We start from the raw sequence: 22,532 nt of genomic DNA on the forward strand, positions 1-22,532 counted from the left end.
AAGCCAATAATCAAGAACATCAGGATCAATCAGCGGGTATCCGTGCGTTACTTCACCAGCAGTTCCTTGTATACTTTCAGCTGGCCATCCTGGGAGATAAACTGCACGAAGTACAGGCCGGGGGAAAGGCGCGAGATGTCGAGCTTCACGGTCTCCTCGTTCAGGCCCCGGGGCTGGGCCATAATGGTTTGGCCCACCGAGTTGAGCACCGTGATAGAGCCCACTTTGGCCCCTTTGATTTCTACAATGGCCTGGCCGCTGGCCGGGTTCGGGTAAATGCCGATGGACGAGTTGAACTTCGCAAGCGTTTTGAGGGGCGCGTAGGCGCCGTACGGGCCGTTGTAGTCGTTGTGCTCGCCCAGGCGGGCGTAGCTCTGGGCCGCCGGATCCTGCACCCCGCCGGGGAAAGCCGTAGAGTACGAATCCCACTCAGTGGAAATGTTGTAGCCGGTACGCGCCTTCGGATCATTACCGCCCTGGGGCTGGGGGTTCACTTTGGTACCCGCCGAAACGGAGGGGCGGCGCATCAGCGACTGGTTAGCCGAGGTAACCAATACCCCGTTCGCATCTTCCGCCGACCACGAGATACCCGGATCCTGGCCGATTACGCCGAAAATGTCCACCAGAATGCCCGTGCCCTGACCGGCCGTAGCACCCGTCCAGCGCACCAGCGCCAGCGCATCGTTGCCGTTGAAATAGGCAATGCCGCTCTTGGTAATCGTGTTGGGGCCAACCGTACCGTAGGGCGAGGCGCCCAGCTGATCCACCACGTTCAGAATGGCGGGCAGGGTCGATTCGCCGTTGGCGTACACGAACACGTCGGCCGAGTTGAGCACGTTGGAGCCCGTGGTGCGCTTTAGTTTTTCTTCCTCCGAAGGCGTGCTGGAGCCGTTGGAATAGCGACGAACCGAATACTTGTCGAGGCTGACGCCGGCTACGGTCGGGTTGAACACCTCAATAGCCCGCTCGTTACCGGTTGAAGGAGTTGTACCGCCGTAAGTAGTGCCCGACTGGTGAGCGCCCTCGATATATTCTGAGAAGAACAGCTCAGTTCCTTGTCCAAACGAAGTAGTGGCCGTCGCCAGCAGCAAGGCCGAAGCCAGAATGTAGTTCTTTTTCATGCGTACAAATGGTAAAGGTGTGATTTAACCGACCGCTAAGATAAGGCTTTTGGGCCGGTCGTGGGCAATACGTGCATCAGAAAATGGATAACGCCTCCTCGCATCACCCTTGGCAGAGCCGCTGACTGTCTGGGCACTAGCCAGTGAAAAGCTTTAAACTTTTTCTTGCTAACGAACGTTAGCAATGGTATATTTGGCTTTCCTTTCCCACCCGCCCTCTTCCCATGGAAACCGCCCTGCTTTCCCGCAAAGACCAGATTGACCACACGGCCACGGTACTGTTCCGGGCTCGGGGTTTTGCGGCTACCAGCATGCGTGAACTGGCCACGGCCCTGGGCATTGAGGCCGGTAGCATTTACTCGCACATCCGGAGCAAGGAGGAAATCCTGCACCGCATCTGCTTCCGCCTGGCCGACCAGTTTTTTGCCGGTTTCGAGGACGCCACCCAGAACAACACGCTGCCGATAGCCGATAGCCTGCGCCGGGCAATAGAGAGCCACGTACAGGTTCTCACGGCAGACGTTGCCGCTTCGGCCGTGTTCCTGCACGAGTGGCGGCATTTGTCGGAGCCAGCCCGGACGGAGTTCCTGGCCCTGCGGGAGCAATACGAAGCGGGGTTCCGCCAGCTACTGATCAACGGGGCGGAAACCGGCACCCTGTACGCCCCCGACCCGGCCTTTGCCTCCCTCACCCTACTGGCTTCGCTCAACTGGCTGCCTACCTGGTACGCGCCCGGGGGCAAACTAGCCCCCGCCGATATTGCCCACCGTCTCGCCAATCAGCTCCTGTTTGGGCTGGAAGTGCGGGAAAATTAGAAGTGAAAGATTATAGAGGGGCGCAGGTGAGAGTAGCGTGCTACCATGCACCCTGCTTTCCCCCTTCAGCTACCTCTTCCGTCTGACCACTTCATCATCTCAGTTCTCACATCCCACCTCTAACTTCTCCAGCTATGTACGGTTCCGCTTCCACCCACGATATTCCCGCCAAGGCTACCACCGGCCTCGAAAATGAAGACCCGATTCTGCTGGCCGAGTTTGAGGCCCGCATTGCCCGGGGCGAGAAAATCGAGCCCACCGACTGGATGCCTCAGCTCTACCGCAAGCAGCTCACGCGCATGATCGAGCAGCACGCGCACTCCGAAATCATTGGCTCGCTGCCCGAGGGCACCTGGATTACCCGCGCCCCCGGCTTCCGCCGCAAAATGGCCCAGATGGCCAAGGTGCAGGACGAAGTAGGTCACGCCCAGCTGCTGTATTCGGCCGCCGAAACCTTGGGCAAAACCCGCGAGCAGATGCTCTCGGACCTGGTGAACGGCAAGAGCAAGTACAGCAACGTTTTCAACTACCCCACGCCCACCTGGGCCGACTCGAACGTAATTTCCTGGCTCATTGATGCCGGCGCCATCGTGAATCAGCTGGCCAACGCCAAGGGCAGCTACGGCCCCTACTGCCGCGCCCTCGACCGGATCTGTGCCGAGGAAGCTTTTCACCTCAAGTACGGCCACGACGCCGTGGTGCACATGGCCACCGGCACACCCATTCAGCGGAAGATGATGCAGGAGGCCCTCAACCGCTGGTGGCCCGCCATTATGACCTTCTTCGGCCCCTCGGACAAAATGAGCACGCACACCGAAATCCTGATGCGCTGGAAGGTGAAGATGGCCACCAACGACGCCTGCCGCCAGCAGTTTCTGGATATGTACGTGCCCAAAATCTGGGAAATCGGCCTGACGCTGCCCGACGCCAACCTGCGCAAGAATGAGGACGGCGTGTGGGAATTCTCGGAGCCCGATTGGGAAGACTTCAAACGCGTCATCAACGGCGACGGCCCTTGCAACGCCGAGCGCATTGCCGTGCGCCGCGCCGCCGAGGAAAACGGTGCCTGGGTGCGCCGCGCCATGCAGCAGCCCCAGGCCCGGTACGTCCGCCCGCTGGCTTAATGGGTAGTGAGTATTCGTCACGCTGAGTGCAGCAATGCAGAGTCGAAGCATCTCTACCACCATGGTACTTCTGACTACCGCACCGAAGCGGTAGAGATGCTTCGACTCCGCTCCGCATGACACTCCCAGACACGTTTAATTTTTAATTCCTTCCCTTTGCTTTCTTCCTTCGACCCGCGCATCAACCGGCTGGAACTGCCAGACGCCCCCTCGATTCCTACGGATAAGGTGGCCCTGGACCAGTTTCCGACTTACGAGGTATTCCATCAGCGCAAGGAAAACGCGGCCTACGCCTACGTGGGTCCGGTGCACGCGCCCGAAGCCGACGTGGCCTTCTTGTTTGCCAAGGAGCAGTTCAGCCGGCGCTTCCCGTGCACGGGTATGTGGGTGGCTCCTACCAGCGCCATTCAGGTAACGCCCTACGGCAACGACCAGGAATCGGTGTACAACTTGCTGCCACTGCTACCTGTGGAGTCTGCGACGGCCGACGCAACCGGCCAGCAGGCGTACGACATCTTCCACCTCAAAAAACGCGGCAAGGCCCACGCCCACGTGGGCCAGGTGTCGGCTTCTTCGCCCGAAGCGGCCCTGCAAGCTGCTAAAGCTGCTTTCGGCGACCAGCGCCCGGTAGTCAACGTGTGGGTCATTCGCAGCGCCGACCTGCTACGCTCCGACGACGAGGACCGCGACATGTGGACGACTACGCCCGACAAGAAGTACCGCGAAGCCATTTCCTACAAAGTCCAGGACCGCATCGACCGGTTCAAGCAGGAAGGCTAGATTCTGGCTGACACGAAATTACTTGTCATCCTGAGCGGAGCGAAGGATCTTGTCATGCGAAGACGAATTGCCCTTATCCGATGAGGTCCTTCGCTCCGCTCAGGATGACAACTAGCTGCACATTTCCCCCATTCCCAAGAATGAACCCCACCCTCGACCTCCTTTACCGCCTCGCCGACGACCAGTTGATTCTGGGCCACCGCAACTCCGAATGGAACGGGCTGGGTCCGATTCTGGAAGAAGACATTGCGTTTTCGAGCATGGCCCAGGACAAGCTCGGCCACTCGTTGCAGCTCTACACGCTGCTCCACGAGTTGGGCGAAGCCGAGCCCGACACGGTGGCCTTCACCCGCAACGCCCCCCAGTTTCATTGCTGCCAGCTCACGGAGTTGCCCATCGGCGAGTACGATTTCAGCCTGATCCGGCACTTCCTGTTTGATCATGCCGAGCTGCTCCGCTTCGAGGCCCTGGCCGACAGCTCTTACGAGCCGCTGGCCCTGGTTGCCCGCAAGATCAAGGGCGAGCTGAAGTACCACGTACTGCACGCTAACACCTGGGTGAAACGCCTGGGCACGGCCACTGAAGAGGCCATTGAGCGCATGCAGGCGGCCCTGGAATTCACGCTGCCCTACGCCCTGGGCATTTTCGAAACTACCGACGCCGAGCCCGAAATCATCAGCAGCGGCCTGTTTATCGGCGAGAAAGAACTGCAAACCCGCTGGGAAGCCAGCGTCAGCAAAGTGCTGGCCCAAACCGCCCTTACGTTACCCGACTTGCGCACCCTCACGCCCGTAGCCGGCGGCCGCCACGGCCAGCACACCGAGCACCTGCAACCGCTCCTCGACGAAATGGCCGAGGTATTCCGCCTTGACCCTACGGCCGATTGGTAGGCTGGCGCGATGCGAAGAAACGTCATGCAGAGCGAGCCGAAGCATCTCGCGTGTTAACGTTGCAAGAGTAACTAAATGTCAGCACGCGAGATGCTTCGGCTCGCTCTGCATGACGTTTTTCAAGCAAATTCTCCTGAAGCTGTTTAGAAAGTCAAAAAGTCTGTCATCCTGAGCTTGCGAAGCACCTCATCGCGTCCGCACAACTCGGAAAGAAGGTGAAATACGCCCACGTAATAAGGCCCTTCGCAAGCTCAGGGTGACAGCTAACCAACAAAGCAGACATTCTAAATAGCTTCCCTAACTAAGCACCCACCCGCCATGCCCACTGAAACCCAGATTCTCGACTGGCTTCAAGCCGTGACTGACCCCGAGATTCCGACGATTTCGCTCGTGGACCTCGGCGTGATTCGGGAGGTGCGGGTGGAGGATGACGGCGGCGTGTACGTGCGCCTCACGCCCACCTTCGCCGGTTGCCCGGCCATGGACTACATGCGCCGCGATGTGGAAACGACGCTCAAAGCCCACGGCATCCCGCGCGTAACCACCGAAATCAGCCTGCGCGACCCCTGGACCTCGGATATGGTGACCGACCGGGGCCGGGAGGGCCTGCGCCGCCACGGGCTGGCCACGCCGCCCAAGCTCAACGGCGGCCTCCTCGACCTCGATATTCTGGAGTACGCCGAGTGCCCGCGCTGCCACACCACCAATACGGAGCTGCGCACGCCCTTCGGGGCCACCCTCTGCCGGGCCGTGCACTACTGCCACGACTGCCGCCAGCTCTTCGAGCAGTTCAAACCCATCTAACAACATGCTCCCGGGTGCCTTCCGGGAGCGGGCTGGTGGGCGTTTTTTTTGGAGTTAGACTGATTGATTTTCGGGTTGTTTTCGTTGGGCTGCTACACGCTCTTTTCTTGTCTGCCTTTTTATGAAGCGCTTTACCTCGCTGCTGCTGCTGGTGGCGGCCCTCGTTTTTGCCAGCTGTAACCGTACGCCCAAACCCCTCGATCCGGCTTCGGCGGAAGCAGTAAAGGTGCAACTCAACATTCTGCGCGACACCGTGGCGGCCAACTGGAGCGAAATGCTGGAATCCGACGATGCCAAGCTGCGCGATACCCGCCGGTTGCTGCGCGAACTAACCACCCAACCCGGTACCGACCGCGCCCGGGTAGCCCAACTGCAATACGCCAACGACAAATTACCCAAGCGCCGCTACACCCAGCAGACGATGGCCGAATCGGCCCGCATTGATGCCTACGATGCTGCCCAGGACTCTTTATTGCGCGTTGTTTACGCCCTGGCACTACCCGAAAACCGGGAGCCGGCCCCCATCATCCGGGAACTGACCGAGCGTATCCAGACCGCTGATGTGGACCTGATTGCCTACCGCGTGCACTACGATCAGTCGGTGACCCGCTTCAACAATTACCTGGTGGTACACGCTCAGGAGTTGCAGCAGCTCGGCGGTACGTACGCCAAGCTCCAGCCCCTGCCCCTGTTTACCATTGTGGAGTAGTAGCCGGAGTGGTTAGTTACTGTCTTCCGGTGATAAGTGGAGTGCATTACGGGTATGGGAGCGGTGTTTTCTACCTGGAGGGAACAACTCCCCCAGGCGTTTTGTACTTATGAATAAATGATCATAGATTTACAACACGTTATGACAACTCCCATCTCCTCCGCTGAGTTAAACATGTCCATTGAGAAGATGGAAAAGGTGGCGTTTATTCTCAAAACCACCGCCCACCCTACCCGCATTGCCATTGTGCAGCTCCTCGCCCAGCACGAGAGCTTATCGGTGAACGATATCTGCGAACGGCTGACCATTGAGCAAAGCCTGGCTTCCCATCATTTGTCGGGCATGAAGCTCAAGGGTATCCTGAGCAGCACCCGCGAGGGCAAGCACGTGTTCTACTCGCTCAAAATGCGCGAAGTGGTGGACGTGATTCAGTGCCTGGCCGCGTGCACGTTCCTGTAGGGCGGTGCGGCTTTTTTTACCTCAACACATGAATGCCCCTTCATTATTTCATGCGTTTTTTTCTCGCCCATAGTTTGCTCCTACGGCTATGGTGCGGCCTTCTGCGCTGGTCTTTCCTCTGGACACCACGGGCGGCGGCCAGTACGGCTCAATACCGTCCTGTAGCACCCGCCTGCCACCTCCTGATTGCATGCTCAACTTTCTGAAACCTTCCACTTGGGCTCACCAGAGCCGCAAATCCGCCAGGTTCTCCGTACACCTGTGCTAACCCGGCGTGTTGCTGCCCAATGTGCGCCGGCCCGATGCGTGTGCCAGCGGCTACCTGCGCGGCAGCGTGTTCAACTGGTCCCAAACCCTAATCCACTAACTATGGCCACCCCCAATTCCAAGCAGCACTGGGAAACCGTATATGGCACCCGTCAGCCCCACCAGGTCAGCTGGACCGAGACGGTACCCGCCACCTCGCTCGAATTCATTCACGATTTCCGGTTACCCCGCCAGGCGCCCATCATTGATGTGGGCGGGGGCGACAGTCGGCTGGTAGACCATCTGCTGGCCGAGGGCTACGAGAACCTAACGGTACTCGATATTTCGGGGGCGGCGCTGGCGCGGGCCCGCCAGCGGCTGGGGCCGCTGGCCGCGCGGGTGCACTGGGTGGAAGCCGATGTGCGCGACTTCGAGCCCGCCCAGCCTTATGCGCTCTGGCACGACCGGGCCGCGTTTCACTTCCTGACCACCGCCCCCGACGTGGCCCGTTACCTCACGCTGGCCCGGGCGGCAGTGGCCCCCGGCGGCTACCTCACCATGGGCACGTTTTCGCCCACCGGCCCTACTTCGTGCAGCGGTTTGCCCATCCGCCAGTACAGCGAGCAGGAGTTGAGCACGCAGCTGCAAACCGGCTTCACGAAGCTGCGCTGCCGCACCGAGGACCACTGCACGCCCTTCCAAACCACCCAGAATTTCCTGTTTTGCTCCTTCCGTCGCCAGCTGCGCGACGTGGCTTAAGGACTTACTATTTCCCTGATTTTTTCCTTGACCGACAAGCAAGGGCCAGTTGAAAACAGCCTGCCGGCCCGGCCTATTTCCAGTCGGGCAACGTGGCGTTCTGGAACAGCCGTACCCGGTTGCGGCCATCCAGGTCCATCACCCAGGTATCCGGCACCGACTGCGCGACGTTGTTCACCTGCACGAAAATAATGCGCGCCCCGTCCGGGGCGTACCGGGGCAGCACATCATTAAACCCCAGTGGCTTGCCCGACGTGGTGGTGCCACTCACTCCGGCCGATACATCGACTAGGCCGGTGCCGTCCAGGTTTTGGGTGAACACGTGGGCATTGAGCTGGCGGCCGGTGCCGTCCTCGTACCCGTCCACGTCGCGGGTGTAGAGCAGGCGGCGGCCATCCACGCTGAAGGAAGGCGAATCGAGCCGGCCGGGCTGGTTGCTGACGGCCAGCGTAGGGTTGGTGCCATCGGCGTTGAGCAGGTAGATTTCCGCATCGTAGACGCTCACGCCCACCGTTTGCACGGCAATGCGGTTGCCCAGCGCCGTCCAGTCGCACTCCCGGAAGTGGCGGTTGGCGGGGGCCGTGGCCAGCAGCGTCAGGCCGGTTCCGTCGCGGTTGATGCGGTAGAGCTTGTTGTAGCTGCTGTAAATAAGCTGCGCCCCGTCGGGCGACCACCGGTAGCCGATGCCCTGGTTGAAATAGCCATCCACGGGCAGTAGCGTTACCTGGCGGCTATCCGAGCCGTCGCGGTTCATGGTGTAGAGCTGAAACTGGCCGGTAGCATTGGACGTGTACGCCACCCGGTCGCGGTTGGGGCTGAGCTGGGGGGCCGTTTCCACGAACGGCGAGGACGTGAGTCGGAGCAGGCTGGCCCCGGTTTCGTCGGACGAGTAGATGTCGGTGTTGCCGTTTTGGGTGCGCGCAAACAGGTAGCGGTTGTCGGGCTGGCTCTTGGTCTGGAAGCTCCAGACGTCGCCCCGCACGGTTTCGCCGGCCTTGTCGCGTACGGTCACCTGCCAGAAATAGGTAGTGTTATACTTCAGATTTGTCGCACTCACCGTCGTGTCGCGGGAGTTGGTGAGCAGCTGGCGGCGGTCGGTGGAGTTACTTTCGTAGAGCAGCACGTCGTTGCGGAGCGTGTCGCTCTTACCATCGGGGTCACTCACCCGCCACTTCAGCGTGAGGGTAGTGTTCTGGTCGGTGGCCTTGTCGGCGGGGCTGGGGCTGGCGGGCACGTTCGGTCGGCGGTTGGTGCCCGCCGATTTCTCCAGGATAACCCTTACCTCCGTGGTAGCGCCCAGGTTGACCTGCACGTTCACGGTCTCCTGCTTGTAATCGGTCTTCTTAATGCTCAGCGCGTATTTGCCCACCAGCAGGCTGGGAATGTCAAACCGCCCCTGCGCATCGGTCGTGTAAGATGAGGTAGCCGGATTAGTGGTAATGGCCACGTTGGCCAAGGGCTGATTGTCTTTACTATCGAGCACCACGCCCGTGAGGCCGCCGTTCCGGGCCGGTTCAATCGTCGTATCCTCACATCCCAACAGGGCTTGCACGCATAGTACAACCATCAGCAGCCGGGCTGCCAGGCGCAGATAAGAAAACATCAGCAGGGGAAAACGGGTGGGAAACAAGCGAAAAAAATCGGGGAGCAGGAGCGGAAATCGGGCCAATCAGGGCCGGATGAGGGAATCCTGGGCGAGCAGGCGGTTATCGGCCCCAAACAGGCGCAAGTGCACCGCGTAGTGGTCGGCCTCGCCCACATTCATGGTACTCTGCGAAAGCACGCCGCTTTCCCGGGCCGCAACGGTCACGTACCCCGACTGGGCGTTGTGGCTGGTGCCCGCCGCGCCGCGCTTGTCGGTCACCATTTCGTAGCGCACCTCCATGGGCTGGTCAGAAGTATTCTGACAATGGCCGACCAGCGTCAGCAGTTCGCCCGTACGCTGGGCGTCAAGGCGCGCCTGACAGGGGCCGGTGGGCTGCGGCCACATACCGGCCAGGGGCGTCAGTAATACGAATAGCAGAGGGTACATACAAAAGGAGTTTAGCCAGGTGAGGTGAACCGCAGGAGGCACCCGAGAACGGTATCCCGGTACCGTCATCTGCCGAGAGCGCAGCAAGAGGTGAACCGCAGGAGGCACCCGAGAACCCCCCGAATGCCTCCGAAACGGGGTTTCAGGGTTGCGCCGAGACTCGGCCCTGCTCAATCATTACCTTGATGCCGTTGCCGTGCATCGTCACGTTGTAGCCCGGGGCATTGCCCCCGGTTTCGCGTTGCAACAGGTTGTTGCCGTTGCCCTGCTGCTCCACCGAATAGCGCTGATTATCCCGTACCAGTTGCTGATTCACCTGATTAAGGTTACCGGTCTGCGAAATGGTCGATTCCGTGTTGTAGCCCGTCACGTCGCTGACGACCACATTGCCCGCTCCTACCTGCGTGATGGTAGTGCGGTTGGCCAATCCGGTTTGCAGGGCAGCAGCGGCGTTGCCGTTACCGGTTTGCAGAATGGTTGCCACGTTGCCCCGACCGGCACTCAGCAGTTGCTGCTCGATGGTGGCCTGGTTGCCGTTGCCCTGCTGATTCAGAATGGCCTGGTTCTCGGTGGCACTAGCCGCTGCCCCCCCCTGCATGGTGCCGCCCTGCTGAATCAGTTGCTGGCCCGTGCTGATATCGGCCGGGTCCTGACGACTCTGGGCCTGGGCCTGCGTGGCGACCAGCAGCGCCAGGCCCCAGAACAAATACTTGGATGATGGTATCATAGCTCACAAGATTGAATGCGTGGAAGAAGAGGTTGACTACCCGATAATGGCCGGTAAGTACGTGGATAACGGATGGCACGTATAAAAATAAGGTTATTTATTAACAATAAAATTATAATGCAAATTATATTCATAAACCACAAAAGCACCAGCCGGCTACGTGCAGCGGCATGGTGCTTTTATAGGAGAGAACGTACGCGCAGACAACTGCAATCAGTGCGCTATCGGTTGGCAGGCACACGAACCGGGGCGGTTGGTGGAGGCCCGGACTGAGCCGACGGAACCCCGCCGGGCCACTCTGCACCTCCCCGGCGCACCAGCCGGCTGATTAGCAGACCCCGATTACGGATGGTTCTGCTTCACCAGGCTATTGTTGTTGTTACCCAGTTGCAGCACGTCGCTGGAGTTGCCGCTCATGCCTTGGTAGGTTGAGGCCGCGTTGCCGGAGCCCAGCTGGCGCTGACGGGCATAATTCGAGCTGCCATCCTGATCGATGTAGGCGCTGTTACCGGGCCGGAAGTCGGCGGCGGCACTTTGTTCCTGCACGGCCGTATTGCTGAAGCCATCCTGCTCAATGCGGGCGTTCTGCTCGTCCAGCAGCTGGGTCTGGGAGGCGCGGTTGTTGCCCCCGATCTGCTCCACGTAGGCCCGGCTGTTGAAGCTGTGAATCAGCCCGCCCTGGGTTTGGGTGGAGGTGTTCTCGTAGCCGCTTTGAGTGGCCGTAGCCTGGTTGAGCAGCCCGCGCTGATCCTGATCCGCGTTATTGGCGCGGCCAATCTGCGAGATGCTGGCCTTGTTGTCGAAGGCCCCGTAGTCCAGCGAAGCCCGCTGGCGCTGGCGCGCCACGTTGCTCTCGCTGCCACTCTGGAAGATGGTGGCCTCATTGTTGGCCCCGGTCTGCTCCTGGGTGGAGCGGTTGAGGCCGCTGAGCTGGGTGGCCGTGGCTTTATTGCCGTTGCCGTTCTGGGTCTGGGTAGCCACGTTACCGTTGTCGAGCGGAATGAAGTCCCCCTGCGTTACCCGAGCCTGGTTGTTGCTACCCGTCTGGGTCTGGGTTGAGGTCTGAAAACTGTTCTTCTGATCCGAAGAAGCTAAGTTGGATGAGCCGGCATTCTGCGTTTGGGTAATTTTATTGCTGTTGCCCGTCTGGGTACCCAGAGCCGTACTGGAGCTGCCGGATTGGGTAACGGTTACATTGTTACTGCTACCCGTAGAAGTGGAAGACTGCGTATTGCCCTGGGCAAAAGCGCCTCCGGCAATGAACAACGATGCGGCGAAGAAAGAGAGCTTTTTCATGATGGGAGTGGGGTTTGACGTTAACTTTTCTTGCATTAAAATTCTATTTTCTTATTACCTCCGGAGTAATAATACAAATCTATATAGTTAAAATTAAAAGTCAAGTGTTATCTAATAAAAAAAGTTAAAATATTATTTGAAATAATCATAAAACAGACCAACAGTTACCCAACCCAACTTAACTTTCTGATAACCAGTTGAAAAACCCGTATTTTAGCACTTAACGAATAGGCTCACTCCGGCCGGCCGGGTTGCGGCCCAGGTAAAATGTAAGCCCGGCGCGTAATGTGCCATAGGAATCGTTATACTTCCCCAGCGTAATTCTATCCAACTTATCCGTGAGGAAGTAGCGGCCCTCCACGCCCAGGCTCAGTCCCAACCGGTCGGTGGCCAGATACTCCATCCCTGCTCCGGCCGTCAGGTGGGTCAGGGCAGTGCGCGTACTGTTGCCCTGGGCGCGGGCCGTAACGCCTCCCCCCGCCAGCAGGAACGGCGTGAACCGGTCCTGGGGAAACAGCCGATACTGCCCGCAAACTTCCAGGTAGTTGAACGTTTCCCGGTAGAAGTCGCCGGCCCCCAGCTCGAAGCGGCCCACGCTCACGGTCGCCGCCAGTTTAGGGTTGGCGGCCTGGTAATGCAGGCTGAGCTGCCCCCCGGCCCGTAGCTGCGGGCTTTTGAAGTCGCCGTTGTAGCGCGTGACGGCCCCGCTCAGGCCAATACCCAAACGGCCGCGCCGTTCCCGCTGGGTCCGGCCCAGCACGTCGGTTTGCTGGTTTTCTTCTTTTTCGCGCAAGTAAGCGGCCACGGCGGGGCCTTGTCCATCGGCTTCCTTGAGCGGGAACCACAGATTGTCGCGGATTCCCTCGTACACCATGGCTTCCACCGATTTCTCAATGGCTTCCTTCACAGCCATTTCAGTAGGCTCATTGTAGGTGAAACCGGTTTCGGTTTCCAGCAGACGCTTGAAGTTCACGAACCGGAACAGGCTGGCATCCACCTGCTGGGAGAGGATGGTTTTGGAGGTGTACACGGTTTTGAGGATTTCGCCCGTGCTGGTGCTGATGGCCCGCAGGTACACCGTCACGCGGTCCTGGCGGTACTGGCCCGAGGCCCCGGCCCCGAAGTAGCGCAGGCCCGCCCCGCCGGTAATCACGTTGGCATCGTAGGAGACCACCCCGCCTTCGAGCAGAATGCCGGCGAACAGCAGCGAAGGCAGCGCCGGCTGCCGCTGACCGGTCAGGTCCTGGTACTCGGCCCGACTGGAACGGATGATTTTGCGCTCATTCAGCAGGTTGCCCAGGTTTTCGCGCTCAATGGGGTTGAACCAGCGCGACTCTTCCAAAGCCCGCAGCAGAATGCTGGTACTGCCCTGGGTAATGGCCGTCGAGAAGCTCGACCCGTTCTGGCTGGGCTTGTACTGGCCGGTCTGGTCCCGGAACTTGTACACGGCGGCCACAATCCGTTCCCGCGGCGGGGGCAGCTGGTAGAGGGAGCGGTTGGCATCCGCGTCGGCCCCCAACCGGGCTTTCTCCTGGCTAAACGGCTGATGAAAAAACGGGGCGCAGGCCGTAGCGCACCCCCAAACCCCCACTCCCAACAACACCCGACGACATGCGGAACGTACCATAGGTAAGAGTTGGCAGAATTAGAAATAAGGCACCGTAACCGTGGTCTGGTTACCGGTGTTGGTGTCCGTTATCTGAATAGAAAAGCCCCCGCTGGAGGGCACCACGTTGATCTGGTAGGAGCCCACGTTGTAGTTGCCCGCCTGCAAGCCCTGCCCGGCACTGCCGAACTGGTTGCCCACCAGCTTTTGGGCCAGCTGCCCCAGAATCTGCTGGTTCAGGTTCTGCTCGAACTGCTTGATCGGGTCCTGCTGAAAGGGGTTGGAGGTGGCGGCGGCCGGGTCGGCAATGGCGTTCTGGGACTGGGCCGAGCTCAGGAGCCAGGAATAGTTGAACGTGTTGCCGCCCCCAAAAGCGGGGTTTTTGGGCTCATACACGAAATCCTGGGCCAGCGCGCAGTGAGAAACCAGGGCCAGCAGCGCCACCAGCGCAGCGCGGAGTACGGGAGAGTTCATAACGATGGGAATAGTGGGAAGAACAGAGCAGAATCGGCATTTCAGAAAACTTCGGGCGGCACCCGGCCCCCATGCTCCAGCTGGCGACTTTCCTCGCGGGCCTGGATCAGGAAGCTCTGCGCCACCGACAGGGCATAGGCGGCCAGCTCTTCCACTACTTCCGCCTTGGGCTGGAGCGGCAGTTCGAGTAGCTCGTTGTCGTTGACTTCCAGCGAAATCAGGGTGCTGGTGCCCCGGGCGGGCTTTTCGCGCACTACAATGGTGAAATCGGTCACGCCCGGCGGCACTTCCCAATGGGTGTAAAACTGGTCGTAGAAGTCGTGGCCGAATTTGGAAATCGTCTGGTCCATCACCAGCCCATCGATTTCGGTGGCCTTGAACTGCCGCCGCGCCTGCCCCGCCGACGAATCGGAAACCACCTGCAAAAGCAGGCGCAGGGCTTCTTCCAGCTTCTTGGGTGGCAGCGCGGCCGCCTCCGATTCCTTGACTACGGCCTCTTTGGGCGGCGACGGCGGCGGCGGGAGTTCGGGGGACGCTATCTGCGCCTCTGCCGTTGCACTCAGCAAACAGAGCAGCAAGCAGCACACACCCCACACCCACGGCCGCCACCACAGGGAGCAAACGATGGGGTGAGCAGTAGCAGGCGGCGGCGGGGTTGCGGGCATAACGAGCGGGGACCAAGCAGGTACATAGCGGGCCAACACAGCCAGATTCGTTAGTTGAATCTTATCAAGTAGCAACCGCCATTAAATCGACATAAATGTAATTATATAATAAAATAATACAAATCAATATTCTTCCCGTTATGGTCCCTTCTTCTTGGTTGGAACCGAAAAGCGGCTGTACGGTGCTGTCAGCCAACTAATGGCGCACATAAAAAGTAATACCCGGTTGACCGCCGGAGCGCCAACCGGGTACTACACCCGTTCGGAAATTGTGTGTCGCAACGGCTACTCCCAGAGCGGGTAATGCTCCAGTTGTACCTCCTGCCCGAAGAAAATGCGGGTGCTCTCCTCGAAGGAGCGCGTGAAATCCGATACGTAGAAGTGGTGGCGCGGGGGTGTGGGGCTGGTTTCGGCCAGCAACTGCCGGCCTTCGAGGTAACTACGCACGTGCCGGGCCACTACGTCGGAGGCGTCAAGCACCTCGGTGCCGCCCTGGTAAAAGGCAGTAATCTGCTGCTTGATGAGCGGGTAATGGGTGCAGGCCAGCACCAGCGCCTCAATGCCGTCGAGGGCCGGGTTGGAGAGGTAGGTTTCGATGACGTTGCTGGCAATGGAGCCGTTGAAAAAGCCTTCCTCAATCATGGGGGCCAGCAGCGGGGTAGCCAGGCTGCGCAAATCAACGCCCGCATCCAAGTCGTCGATTTTCTTCTTATACACGTTGCTGTTCACCGTTTGCTTGGTCCCAATCAGGCCCACCGTGCGGCCGGCGTACTGCTGCCCTACGTGCTCTACGATGGGGTCGATGACGTTGAGCACCCGCGCCTTGGAACCCACGTACTCGCGCACCAGCTCGTAGGCAGCCGCCGAAGCCGAGTTGCAGGCAATGAGAATGACTTTGCACTGCTGGCGCAGCAGCAGGTCGCAGATTTTAACCGCGTACGCCTGAATGGCGGCCGTGCTTTTGTCGCCGTAGGGCAGGTGGGCCGTGTCGCCGAAGTACACCAGTCGCTCGTGGGGTAGCGCCTGGGCCACCGCCCGGGCCACGGTGAGGCCGCCAATGCCGCTATCGAAGATACCGATGGGGCGGGTAGTCAGGTCGGAAGGGGAGGAAATTGCTGCCATTGGGTAGCGAAGATACAAGATGCGGACAGGGTTCTGCGGCAATGTGATCATGCGCTTTTGGTAGGTTATTTTCCTGCACCAGCAAAATAACCTACCAAAAGCAGTGAGTTCCTATCCACTCAGCCGGCCGTCGGCGGTGTAGCGCAGTTCGCCCAGCTCCACCAAATCGCGCAGCAGGGCCGTAATGGCCGAAGCCTGACCGGGGGCATAGTGCGCGAGCACCTCGCGGGGCGTCTGGGGCGTGACCCTCACCAACTCCAGCAGCTGGGTCCGCAACTCGGGCAGCGGGGTGGCATCCTGGCGGGCCTTTTTGCGGGCCAGGCAGAAATCGCACACCCCGCAGGCCGGCGCGTCGAGCTCCCCGAAATACTCCAGTAGCAGCTGCTGGCGGCAGCGGCTGCCGGCAGCGTACCGAATCACGGAATCGGTTTTGTGAATGGCCAGGTCGCGCTGCTGGTGCAGGCGCTTCTGCTCCAGCGGCAGCTTGTCGGCGTCGTGGCGCGGGGTGGTGAACAGGGCCTGGGGCGACTCGTGGCGGGGCTGGAACTGGATGATGCCCGAACGGTGCAGGAACACCAGCATCTTGCGCAAATCCACCACGCTCAGGCGCAGGTGCTGGGCGATGCTGTTTTCGGAAATCCGCTGGAAACCGGCGAACATCTCACCCCCGTGAAAGCGCAGCAGGCTCTTGATGAGCTGATCGTGCTGGGCATTGGCTACCTGGAAGCGGTAGAGGTCGGTATGGTCGATGGGGATGTGGACCCGGGCGGGGTTGCTGACGGCTTCGTTGAGCTGCACGAACCCCTCGCGGGCCAGGGTGCGCAGGCTGTTGTGGGCGTCGAGGGCCCGGATGCGGTAGGTTTCGGCAAACTGCTGCAAGTCGAAATCGAAGGCCACCAGCTCGCCCCCGCCCACGGCCGTGCGCGAAAAATTGGCCAGCGCCTGGTACACCCGCCGCACGGTATCCAGCGGCGGGAAGCTCAGGCGGGTGCGGCGGCGCAGCTCGTCGGCGTCGTTGGGGCCGGTCAGCAACACGGCAAAGGCATATTTCTCGTCGCGGCCGGCGCGGCCCGCCTCCTGGTAGTAGGCCTCCAGGTTATCGGGCGCGTCGAGGTGGACTACCAGGCGCACGTCGGGCTTATCGATGCCCATGCCGAAGGCGTTGGTGGCCACAATGCAGCGGGTTTTGTTCTGCATCCAGTCCTGCTGCACGCGGGTGCGCTGGTCGGAGGGCAGGCCGGCATGGTAGGCGGCGGCGGCAATGCGCTGCTGCTGCAAATAGTGGGCGGCGTCCTCGGTCTGGCGGCGGGTGCGGGCGTACACGATGCTCGTTTTCTCGGCCCCCACCCCGCGCACCACTTCCAGCATCCGTTTCAGCTTGTCCTCGGTACTCAGCACTGAGTACGACAGGTTGGGCCGGGCGAAGCTCTGCTGAAAAACGCGGTGTGTGGCCCCGAACAGCAGCTTTTCCACAATATCGAGGCGCACCTGCTCGGTGGCGGTAGCCGTGAGGGCGATGCAGGGCACCCCGGGTAGCAGTGCCCGCAGCTCGGCAATGCGCAGGTAGGGCGGCCGGAAATCGTAGCCCCACTGGGAGAGGCAGTGCGCCTCATCAATGGCCAATAAGCTCACTTTCATCTTCGACACCCGGGCCCGGAACATATCGGTCAGCAGGCGCTCAGGACTCACATACAGGAACTTCACCGGCCCGTACACGCAGTTGTCGAGGGTCTGGTCGATTTCCTGGTGGCTCATGCCGGCGTACACGGCTTCGGCCTTGATGCCGCGCTGGCGCAGGTTTTCCACCTGGTCCTTCATCAGCGCAATCAGCGGCGACACCACCAGGCACAGCCCCGGCCGGGCCAGCGCCGGCACCTGGAAGCAGATGCTTTTGCCCCCGCCGGTGGGCAGCAGCGCCAGCGTATCCTGCCCCGCCAGCACCGCCCGGATAATGTCTTCCTGCAAGGGCCGGAACCGGGTGTGCCCCCAGGTCTGGCGCAGCACGTGCAGAATATCGTCGGTCGCGAGTTCAGAGGGCATGGGGCAAAAGTACAAACCCCACCCCGGCCTTCGGGGAAGCATTAGGAAAGGAACCCAAAAAAGCCCGATTCCTTGCGGAACCGGGCTCTTGTAAGGCAGTGTCAGCGGATTAGGCGGCCACGGCCGTCGGTCCGTTCTCACGGTCGTCGATGGCCTTTTTCAGCTTGGCAATGGCCTGGGTGGCGCGCTCCTCGTCAAGGCGGTTGATGTTGAGCAGCATTTTGGTCTTCTCGGCCCGCGTAACGACCGGGTGATTCAACAGGCGAATGATTTCCTCCTTCTGCGAAGCCGAGGCATACGCCAAAGCCGCAGGCTCCGAAACAGCCGCGACGGCCGACTCAGCGGGAACGGCCTTCATGGCGACGGCAGCAGGAGTTGCAACCGGCTGGGCCACCGGAGCGGGGGGCGTTTCAGCTACGGCGGGCATGTTGTTGCCGTAGTCCATTTCCTCGGCCGGGGTGGGCTCGTAGCCGGCGGCGCGGATAATCCAGGCCAGAATGTTGCGGTAGGCCTTGCCAATGGCGCGGGTCTGGGCCATGCTCATGATGGCAAACTCCTGGTAGAATTTCTTGCCCTGCTCCTTGCTGGAGCACACTGCAAAGCCGGCACCTACCGTCTGCCCGCTTTTCAGATCGAAGAGGATGACTTTGGCCTGGTACTTAATTTCCTGGTCGTTGCTCACGTTGATGACGTGCTCAACCACGGGCACGATGCCCAGGCGGGAGCCGGCGTACTGCCAGCCTTCCACATTCACGAACTCCTTGCCCTGGACGTTGGTCGTAAGCTTGTTTTCCTTGATGAACTTAGCCAGATCCGTGGCCAGATGCAGCGTCTCATCGGAATGCGACAAGTCGTAGCTTTCTACTTTGGGCTTGCGGATGGGCTCTTTGGGGGCTTTCACTGCTTGGCTCATGGTGTTTTCCGTTAGGTTCCTGTAATACCGTACTTGTTTACGTAAATATAACCGAGCCAGTCCGTAAAACGTGCAATAATTAGCAGGTTTTTATATAATTTTTATCGTTGATATACAGACACTTACAAATAATATTACCAATCAGGTTAGCCGAAAGTATTTTCATCCAATCCAGCTAACCTGATTTGCACCGACCGACCCCTTTCCACCAAACTGAAAACCCGCAGCCCCGTCTGCTTGCGCATCAACGGAAGTGCGGGTTACTTGGCACGGCACGGTCCGGCTCTGAACGGACGCGTAACCGGGGTCGAATACAGGCTAAACCCCAGCGCGCCTTTGCTTAGTTGCCCAACAACCGGCACAAAATACGGGGCTGCTTGTCAGCAACTCAGCGGCCTGTTGGCCCATGAAAACGCCGGCTCGGGGCCGGCGTTTTCCGTTGCGCAGGGCGTGCCTGACTTCTGCTATTAATGGTCGCCCTCCCAGATGTTACCATCCTTCATCGTAATGGTACGGTCGGCCATTTCGGCCAGCTGGTCGTTGTGGGTGACGATGACGAAGGTCTGGCCCAGCTCTTTGCGCAGCAGGAAGAAAATCTGGTGCAGTTCGTGGGCGTTCTGCGAGTCGAGGTTGCCGCTGGGCTCATCGGCGAAGATGATTTCGGGCGAGTTGATCAGGGCCCGGGCCACGGCCGTGCGTTGCTGCTCACCCCCGCTCATTTCCGAGGGCTTGTGGTCGGCGCGGCGCTCCAGGTTCAGCATTCCGAGCAGTTCGCGGGCCCGCACCCGGGTTTCCTTCTCCGAGCGCCCTGCCAGGTAGGCCGGCAGGCACACGTTTTCGAGGGCCGTGAACTCGGGCAACAGGTTGTGAAACTGGAAGATGAACCCAATGTGGCGGTTGCGGAACCGGGCCAGATCGGAGCGGCCCAGCGAACTGACCGACTCGCCATCGAAGAGCACTTCCCCCGAGTCGGGGTTGTCGAGCGTGCCCAGAATATGAAGCAGCGTGCTTTTACCGGCCCCCGACGAGCCCACGATGGATACGATTTCCGACTTTTCGATGGTCAGGTCGATGCCTTTGAGCACCTCCAGCGTATTGTAGCTTTTACGGACGTTGATGGCTTGCAGCAAAACGGAGCGAGGGGTAAAGTGAGCCGGAGTACGGAAAACAAATCTACGGAATGTCGGGCGTTGCGGTGGTAAATAAGCAGGAGTTGTGCGTGGCATGCGCCCAAACGCTTCGGAATTCGCCTATCTTCCCTCCTACCTATGCCTGTTGCCACCTTGTCAAACCGTTTTCTCGTCTTTTCCCGGCTACTGCTGGCAGTGCTGCTGCTACTGGCCCTGGGCGCGGGCTGGTGGCTGCGGCCCCGCTTGGTTCCGGGCTCGCCCGTAGCCGCAACTACATCCGCCGCTGCCGCGCCCGGGCGCTTCCCGGAGCGGATGCGGGGCGTGAGTTGGGTGGGCACCGACTCGGTTTCGTCCCTGGATATGGCCCCGCTTACCCGGGCCGGCGTCAGCTGGATTGCCCAGACGCCCTTCGGCTGGCAGGCCGGTGCGGCTACGCCCGCAGTGCGCCTGAGCATCGGCAAAGGCAACCGCCACTACTGGGGGGAGAGCGACGCGGGTCTGATTGCAACGGCGCAACGGGCGCGGGAGCAGGGCATCCGGACGCTGCTCAAACCCCACCTGTGGCTGCGCGGCGGGGGCGGCACCTGGCCCGGTGATGTAAAAATGACCTCCGAAGCCGACTGGCAGGCCTGGTTTGCCAGCTACTCCACGTTCATCCTGCACTATGCCCGCCTGGCTGAATCGGCGCAGCTGGACGGCCTGTGCATCGGCACGGAGCTGGCCCAGACGGTGAGCCACGAGGCCGAGTGGCGGGCCCTGATCAAGCAAATCCGGCAGGCGTACCATGGGCCGCTCACGTACGCGGCCAACTGGAGCGGGGAGTTCGAGCAGGTCGGTTTCTGGGACGCGCTGGACTTCATTGGCGTGCAGGCCTACTTCCCGCTCAGCACCACGGAGCGGCCCACGAAGAAGGCCCTGCTGGTGGCCTGGCGGGAGCCGCTGCGCCGGCTGGAAGCCGTGCAGAAGAAGTACGGCAAGCCCCTCGTGTTCACCGAAATCGGCTACAAAACCACCCCCGACGCCGCCGTGGAGCCCTGGGCCTGGCCCAACCACCTGGACGTGCTCACGCCCCCCGACGAGGCGACCCAGGCGGCCTGCTACGCGGCCATGTTCGAGACGTTCTGGCCCCGGCCCTGGTTCGGGGGTCTGTTCATCTGGAAGTGGTACCCCGCCCTCCAGCCCGACGGCCCCGCCCGCCGCCACCTCGATTTCACACCCCAGCACAAACCCGCCGAGCACATTATGGCCGAGTGGTTTCGGAAGTGAGAGGTGGTACGGAGGAATGAGCAAAAAAGAGCTTGTCATCCTGAGCCTCTCGCGCATCAAGCGAGGGCGAAGGATTTTATCACGTTAGAACGGCTGCATCAACGGCTCGTTCTAACGTGATAAGATCCTTCGCTCCGCTCAGGATGACCCGGTTTTGACGCTTCTACCTGCGGCCAAGCCCCAACTATTCCCGCGCCTTTACCAACTCCCAACTCAATTCTCCCTACTTTCGCGGTTAGAAAACACCCCCATAACGGATCCATAACTGACCTCTATGAACATTCACGAGTATCAGGGCAAAGACATTCTGAAGCGCTACGGCGTGCGCGTGCAGGAAGGCCTCGTGGCCGATACGGCCGAAGAAGCCGTGGCAGCGGCCCAAAAGCTGACGGAACAAACCGGCACCAGCTGGTACGTGATCAAAGCCCAGATTCATGCGGGCGGCCGCGGCAAAGGGGGCGGGGTGAAACTCGCCAAAAGCCTGGAGCAGGTAAAAGAAATTGCCGGCCAGATCATCGGCATGCAGCTCGTTACCAAGCAAACCGGCGCCGAAGGCCGCAAAGTACACAAGGTGCTGGTAGCCCAGGACGTGTACTACCCCGGCGAGTCGGAAACCAAGGAGTACTACATGAGCGTGCTGTTGGACCGCGCGACCGGCAAGAACGTGATTATCTATACCACCGAAGGCGGCATGGACATCGAGGAAGTTGCCGAAGCGCACCCCGAGAAAATCCACCGCGAGCACATTGACCCGCGCGTGGGTCTGCGCCCCTTCCAGGCCGCTAAAATCGCCTTCAACCTGGGCCTGACCGGTCCGGCGCAGAAGGAGATGGTGAAGTTCGTAATGGCCCTTTATAAGGCTTATGACGAAACCGACTCGGCTATGTTCGAAATCAACCCCGTGTTGAAGACCTCGGACAACAAAATCCTGGCCGTGGACGCCAAGGTAACGCTCGACGAAAACGCCCTCTACCGTCACAAGGACTTCATCGAGCTGCGCGACACCAACGAGGAAGACCCGCTGGAAGTAGAAGCGTCGCTTTCCAACCTCAACTATGTGAAGCTCGATGGCAACGTGGGCTGCATGGTGAACGGCGCTGGCCTGGCCATGGCCACCATGGACATCATCAAGCTCAGCGGCGGCGAGCCGGCCAACTTCCTCGACGTAGGGGGTGGAGCCAACGCCCAGACGGTGGAAGCCGGTTTCCGCATCATCCTGAAGGACCCCAACGTAAAAGCCATCCTGATCAACATCTTCGGTGGCATCGTACGTTGCGACCGGGTTGCCAACGGCGTAGTGGAAGCCTACAAGAACATCGGCGACATTAAGGTGCCCATCATCGTGCGTCTGCAAGGTACCAACGCCGAAGAAGGAGCCCGCATCATTGATGAGAGCGGCCTGAAGGTATTCTCGGCCGTGTTGCTGAAGGATGCGGCCCAGAAAGTGAAGGAAGTTCTGGCAGCCCAGAGCATTTAACTCAGCTTTTTTCGACTAGTTTGCTAAACGAAAAGCTCGTCCGTTCCTCGGGCGGGCTTTTTGTTTGCCCGCTTCTC

At 60.3% G+C, this 22,532-nt stretch carries 22 protein-coding genes; 10 read left to right on the plus strand and 12 right to left on the minus strand.

The features are described from left to right. Positions 1-47: 47 nt before the first annotated feature. Entirely contained in the window at positions 48-1,121 is a 1,074-nt protein-coding gene (locus tag D0T11_RS09840; protein ID WP_119655616.1) for a T9SS type A sorting domain-containing protein, read from the minus strand. 224 nt (positions 1,122-1,345) lie between these two features. Here D0T11_RS09840 and D0T11_RS09845 point away from each other — a divergent pair, with 224 nt between their 5' ends. The 8 genes from D0T11_RS09845 to D0T11_RS09880 all read left to right on the plus strand — a co-directional run bounded on the left by D0T11_RS09845 (position 1,346) and on the right by D0T11_RS09880 (position 7,707). Then, entirely contained in the window at positions 1,346-1,936 is a 591-nt protein-coding gene (locus tag D0T11_RS09845) for a TetR/AcrR family transcriptional regulator (RefSeq protein ID WP_119655617.1), read from the plus strand. A 134-nt stretch (positions 1,937-2,070) separates the two neighbouring features. Next, positions 2,071-3,060 (plus strand): 1,2-phenylacetyl-CoA epoxidase subunit PaaA, encoded by a 990-nt coding sequence (gene paaA, locus D0T11_RS09850; protein ID WP_182888326.1) that lies wholly within the window; start codon positions 2,071-2,073, stop codon positions 3,058-3,060. A gap of 156 nt (positions 3,061-3,216) precedes the next feature. Continuing rightward, entirely contained in the window at positions 3,217-3,840 is a 624-nt protein-coding gene (locus D0T11_RS09855; protein WP_119655618.1) for a phenylacetic acid degradation b, read from the plus strand. A 140-nt stretch (positions 3,841-3,980) separates the two neighbouring features. After that, positions 3,981-4,730: a 1,2-phenylacetyl-CoA epoxidase subunit PaaC gene (paaC, locus tag D0T11_RS09860; protein WP_119655619.1), complete on the plus strand. Its 750-nt coding sequence runs from the start codon at positions 3,981-3,983 to the stop codon at positions 4,728-4,730. Between the two features lie 318 nt (positions 4,731-5,048). Beyond that, the gene (paaD, locus tag D0T11_RS09865) at positions 5,049-5,534 is read left to right on the plus strand and encodes a 1,2-phenylacetyl-CoA epoxidase subunit PaaD (RefSeq protein ID WP_119655620.1); all 486 of its coding nucleotides are present in this window, start codon (positions 5,049-5,051) and stop codon (positions 5,532-5,534) included. A 121-nt stretch (positions 5,535-5,655) separates the two neighbouring features. Further along, positions 5,656-6,243 carry a hypothetical protein gene (locus D0T11_RS09870; RefSeq protein WP_119655621.1) on the plus strand — a complete coding sequence of 196 codons (588 nt, stop codon included), beginning with the start codon at positions 5,656-5,658 and terminating at the stop codon, positions 6,241-6,243. 141 nt (positions 6,244-6,384) lie between these two features. Beyond that, a complete protein-coding gene (locus D0T11_RS09875; protein WP_245990717.1) occupies positions 6,385-6,702 on the plus strand; it encodes an ArsR/SmtB family transcription factor in 318 nt (105 codons plus the stop codon). 369 nt (positions 6,703-7,071) lie between these two features. Continuing rightward, a complete protein-coding gene (locus tag D0T11_RS09880; RefSeq protein ID WP_119655622.1) occupies positions 7,072-7,707 on the plus strand; it encodes a class I SAM-dependent methyltransferase in 636 nt (211 codons plus the stop codon). A gap of 73 nt (positions 7,708-7,780) precedes the next feature. On the opposite strand, the gene D0T11_RS09885 is transcribed toward D0T11_RS09880, so the two are convergent. The 11 genes from D0T11_RS09885 to D0T11_RS09935 form a co-directional block, all read right to left on the minus strand. Next, positions 7,781-9,310, minus strand: coding sequence for a carboxypeptidase regulatory-like domain-containing protein (locus D0T11_RS09885; protein ID WP_147374597.1), 1,530 nt, complete (start codon positions 9,308-9,310; stop codon positions 7,781-7,783). Positions 9,311-9,376: 66 nt separating this feature from the next. Continuing rightward, positions 9,377-9,739, minus strand: coding sequence for a curli-like amyloid fiber formation chaperone CsgH (gene csgH, locus D0T11_RS09890; protein WP_119655624.1), 363 nt, complete (start codon positions 9,737-9,739; stop codon positions 9,377-9,379). Between the two features lie 142 nt (positions 9,740-9,881). Continuing rightward, positions 9,882-10,466: a hypothetical protein gene (locus tag D0T11_RS09895; RefSeq protein ID WP_119655625.1), complete on the minus strand. Its 585-nt coding sequence runs from the start codon at positions 10,464-10,466 to the stop codon at positions 9,882-9,884. Between the two features lie 342 nt (positions 10,467-10,808). After that, a complete protein-coding gene (locus tag D0T11_RS09900) occupies positions 10,809-11,762 on the minus strand; it encodes a hypothetical protein (protein ID WP_147374598.1) in 954 nt (317 codons plus the stop codon). 220 nt (positions 11,763-11,982) lie between these two features. Then, on the minus strand, positions 11,983-13,389 hold the full coding sequence (locus D0T11_RS09905; RefSeq protein WP_119655627.1) for a CsgG/HfaB family protein: 1,407 nt from the start codon (positions 13,387-13,389) through the stop codon (positions 11,983-11,985). A gap of 18 nt (positions 13,390-13,407) precedes the next feature. Then, a complete protein-coding gene (locus D0T11_RS09910; RefSeq protein ID WP_119655628.1) occupies positions 13,408-13,842 on the minus strand; it encodes a curli production assembly/transport component CsgF in 435 nt (144 codons plus the stop codon). 41 nt (positions 13,843-13,883) lie between these two features. Beyond that, the gene (locus tag D0T11_RS09915; RefSeq protein ID WP_119655629.1) at positions 13,884-14,507 is read right to left on the minus strand and encodes a CsgE family curli-type amyloid fiber assembly protein; all 624 of its coding nucleotides are present in this window, start codon (positions 14,505-14,507) and stop codon (positions 13,884-13,886) included. A 285-nt stretch (positions 14,508-14,792) separates the two neighbouring features. Continuing rightward, positions 14,793-15,629, minus strand: a complete 837-nt coding sequence (murI, locus tag D0T11_RS09920) for a glutamate racemase (protein WP_119655630.1) — start codon at positions 15,627-15,629, stop codon at positions 14,793-14,795. Positions 15,630-15,740: 111 nt separating this feature from the next. Beyond that, positions 15,741-17,669 carry a RecQ family ATP-dependent DNA helicase gene (locus tag D0T11_RS09925; RefSeq protein ID WP_119655631.1) on the minus strand — a complete coding sequence of 643 codons (1,929 nt, stop codon included), beginning with the start codon at positions 17,667-17,669 and terminating at the stop codon, positions 15,741-15,743. Positions 17,670-17,778: 109 nt separating this feature from the next. Continuing rightward, positions 17,779-18,582 carry a hypothetical protein gene (locus D0T11_RS09930; RefSeq protein ID WP_119655632.1) on the minus strand — a complete coding sequence of 268 codons (804 nt, stop codon included), beginning with the start codon at positions 18,580-18,582 and terminating at the stop codon, positions 17,779-17,781. A gap of 467 nt (positions 18,583-19,049) precedes the next feature. Beyond that, positions 19,050-19,712, minus strand: coding sequence for an ABC transporter ATP-binding protein (locus tag D0T11_RS09935; RefSeq protein WP_119655633.1), 663 nt, complete (start codon positions 19,710-19,712; stop codon positions 19,050-19,052). A gap of 138 nt (positions 19,713-19,850) precedes the next feature. Between D0T11_RS09935 and D0T11_RS09940 the strand changes: the two genes are divergently transcribed. Both D0T11_RS09940 and sucC read left to right on the plus strand, forming a co-directional pair. After that, positions 19,851-20,978, plus strand: coding sequence for a glycoside hydrolase family 113 (locus D0T11_RS09940; RefSeq protein ID WP_147374599.1), 1,128 nt, complete (start codon positions 19,851-19,853; stop codon positions 20,976-20,978). A gap of 274 nt (positions 20,979-21,252) precedes the next feature. Next, entirely contained in the window at positions 21,253-22,455 is a 1,203-nt protein-coding gene (gene sucC, locus D0T11_RS09945; RefSeq protein WP_119655635.1) for an ADP-forming succinate--CoA ligase subunit beta, read from the plus strand. Positions 22,456-22,532: the final 77 nt, after the last annotated feature.

The organism is Hymenobacter rubripertinctus (genome assembly GCF_003583925.1).
Classification (GTDB): Bacteria; Bacteroidota; Bacteroidia; order Cytophagales; family Hymenobacteraceae; genus Hymenobacter; species Hymenobacter rubripertinctus.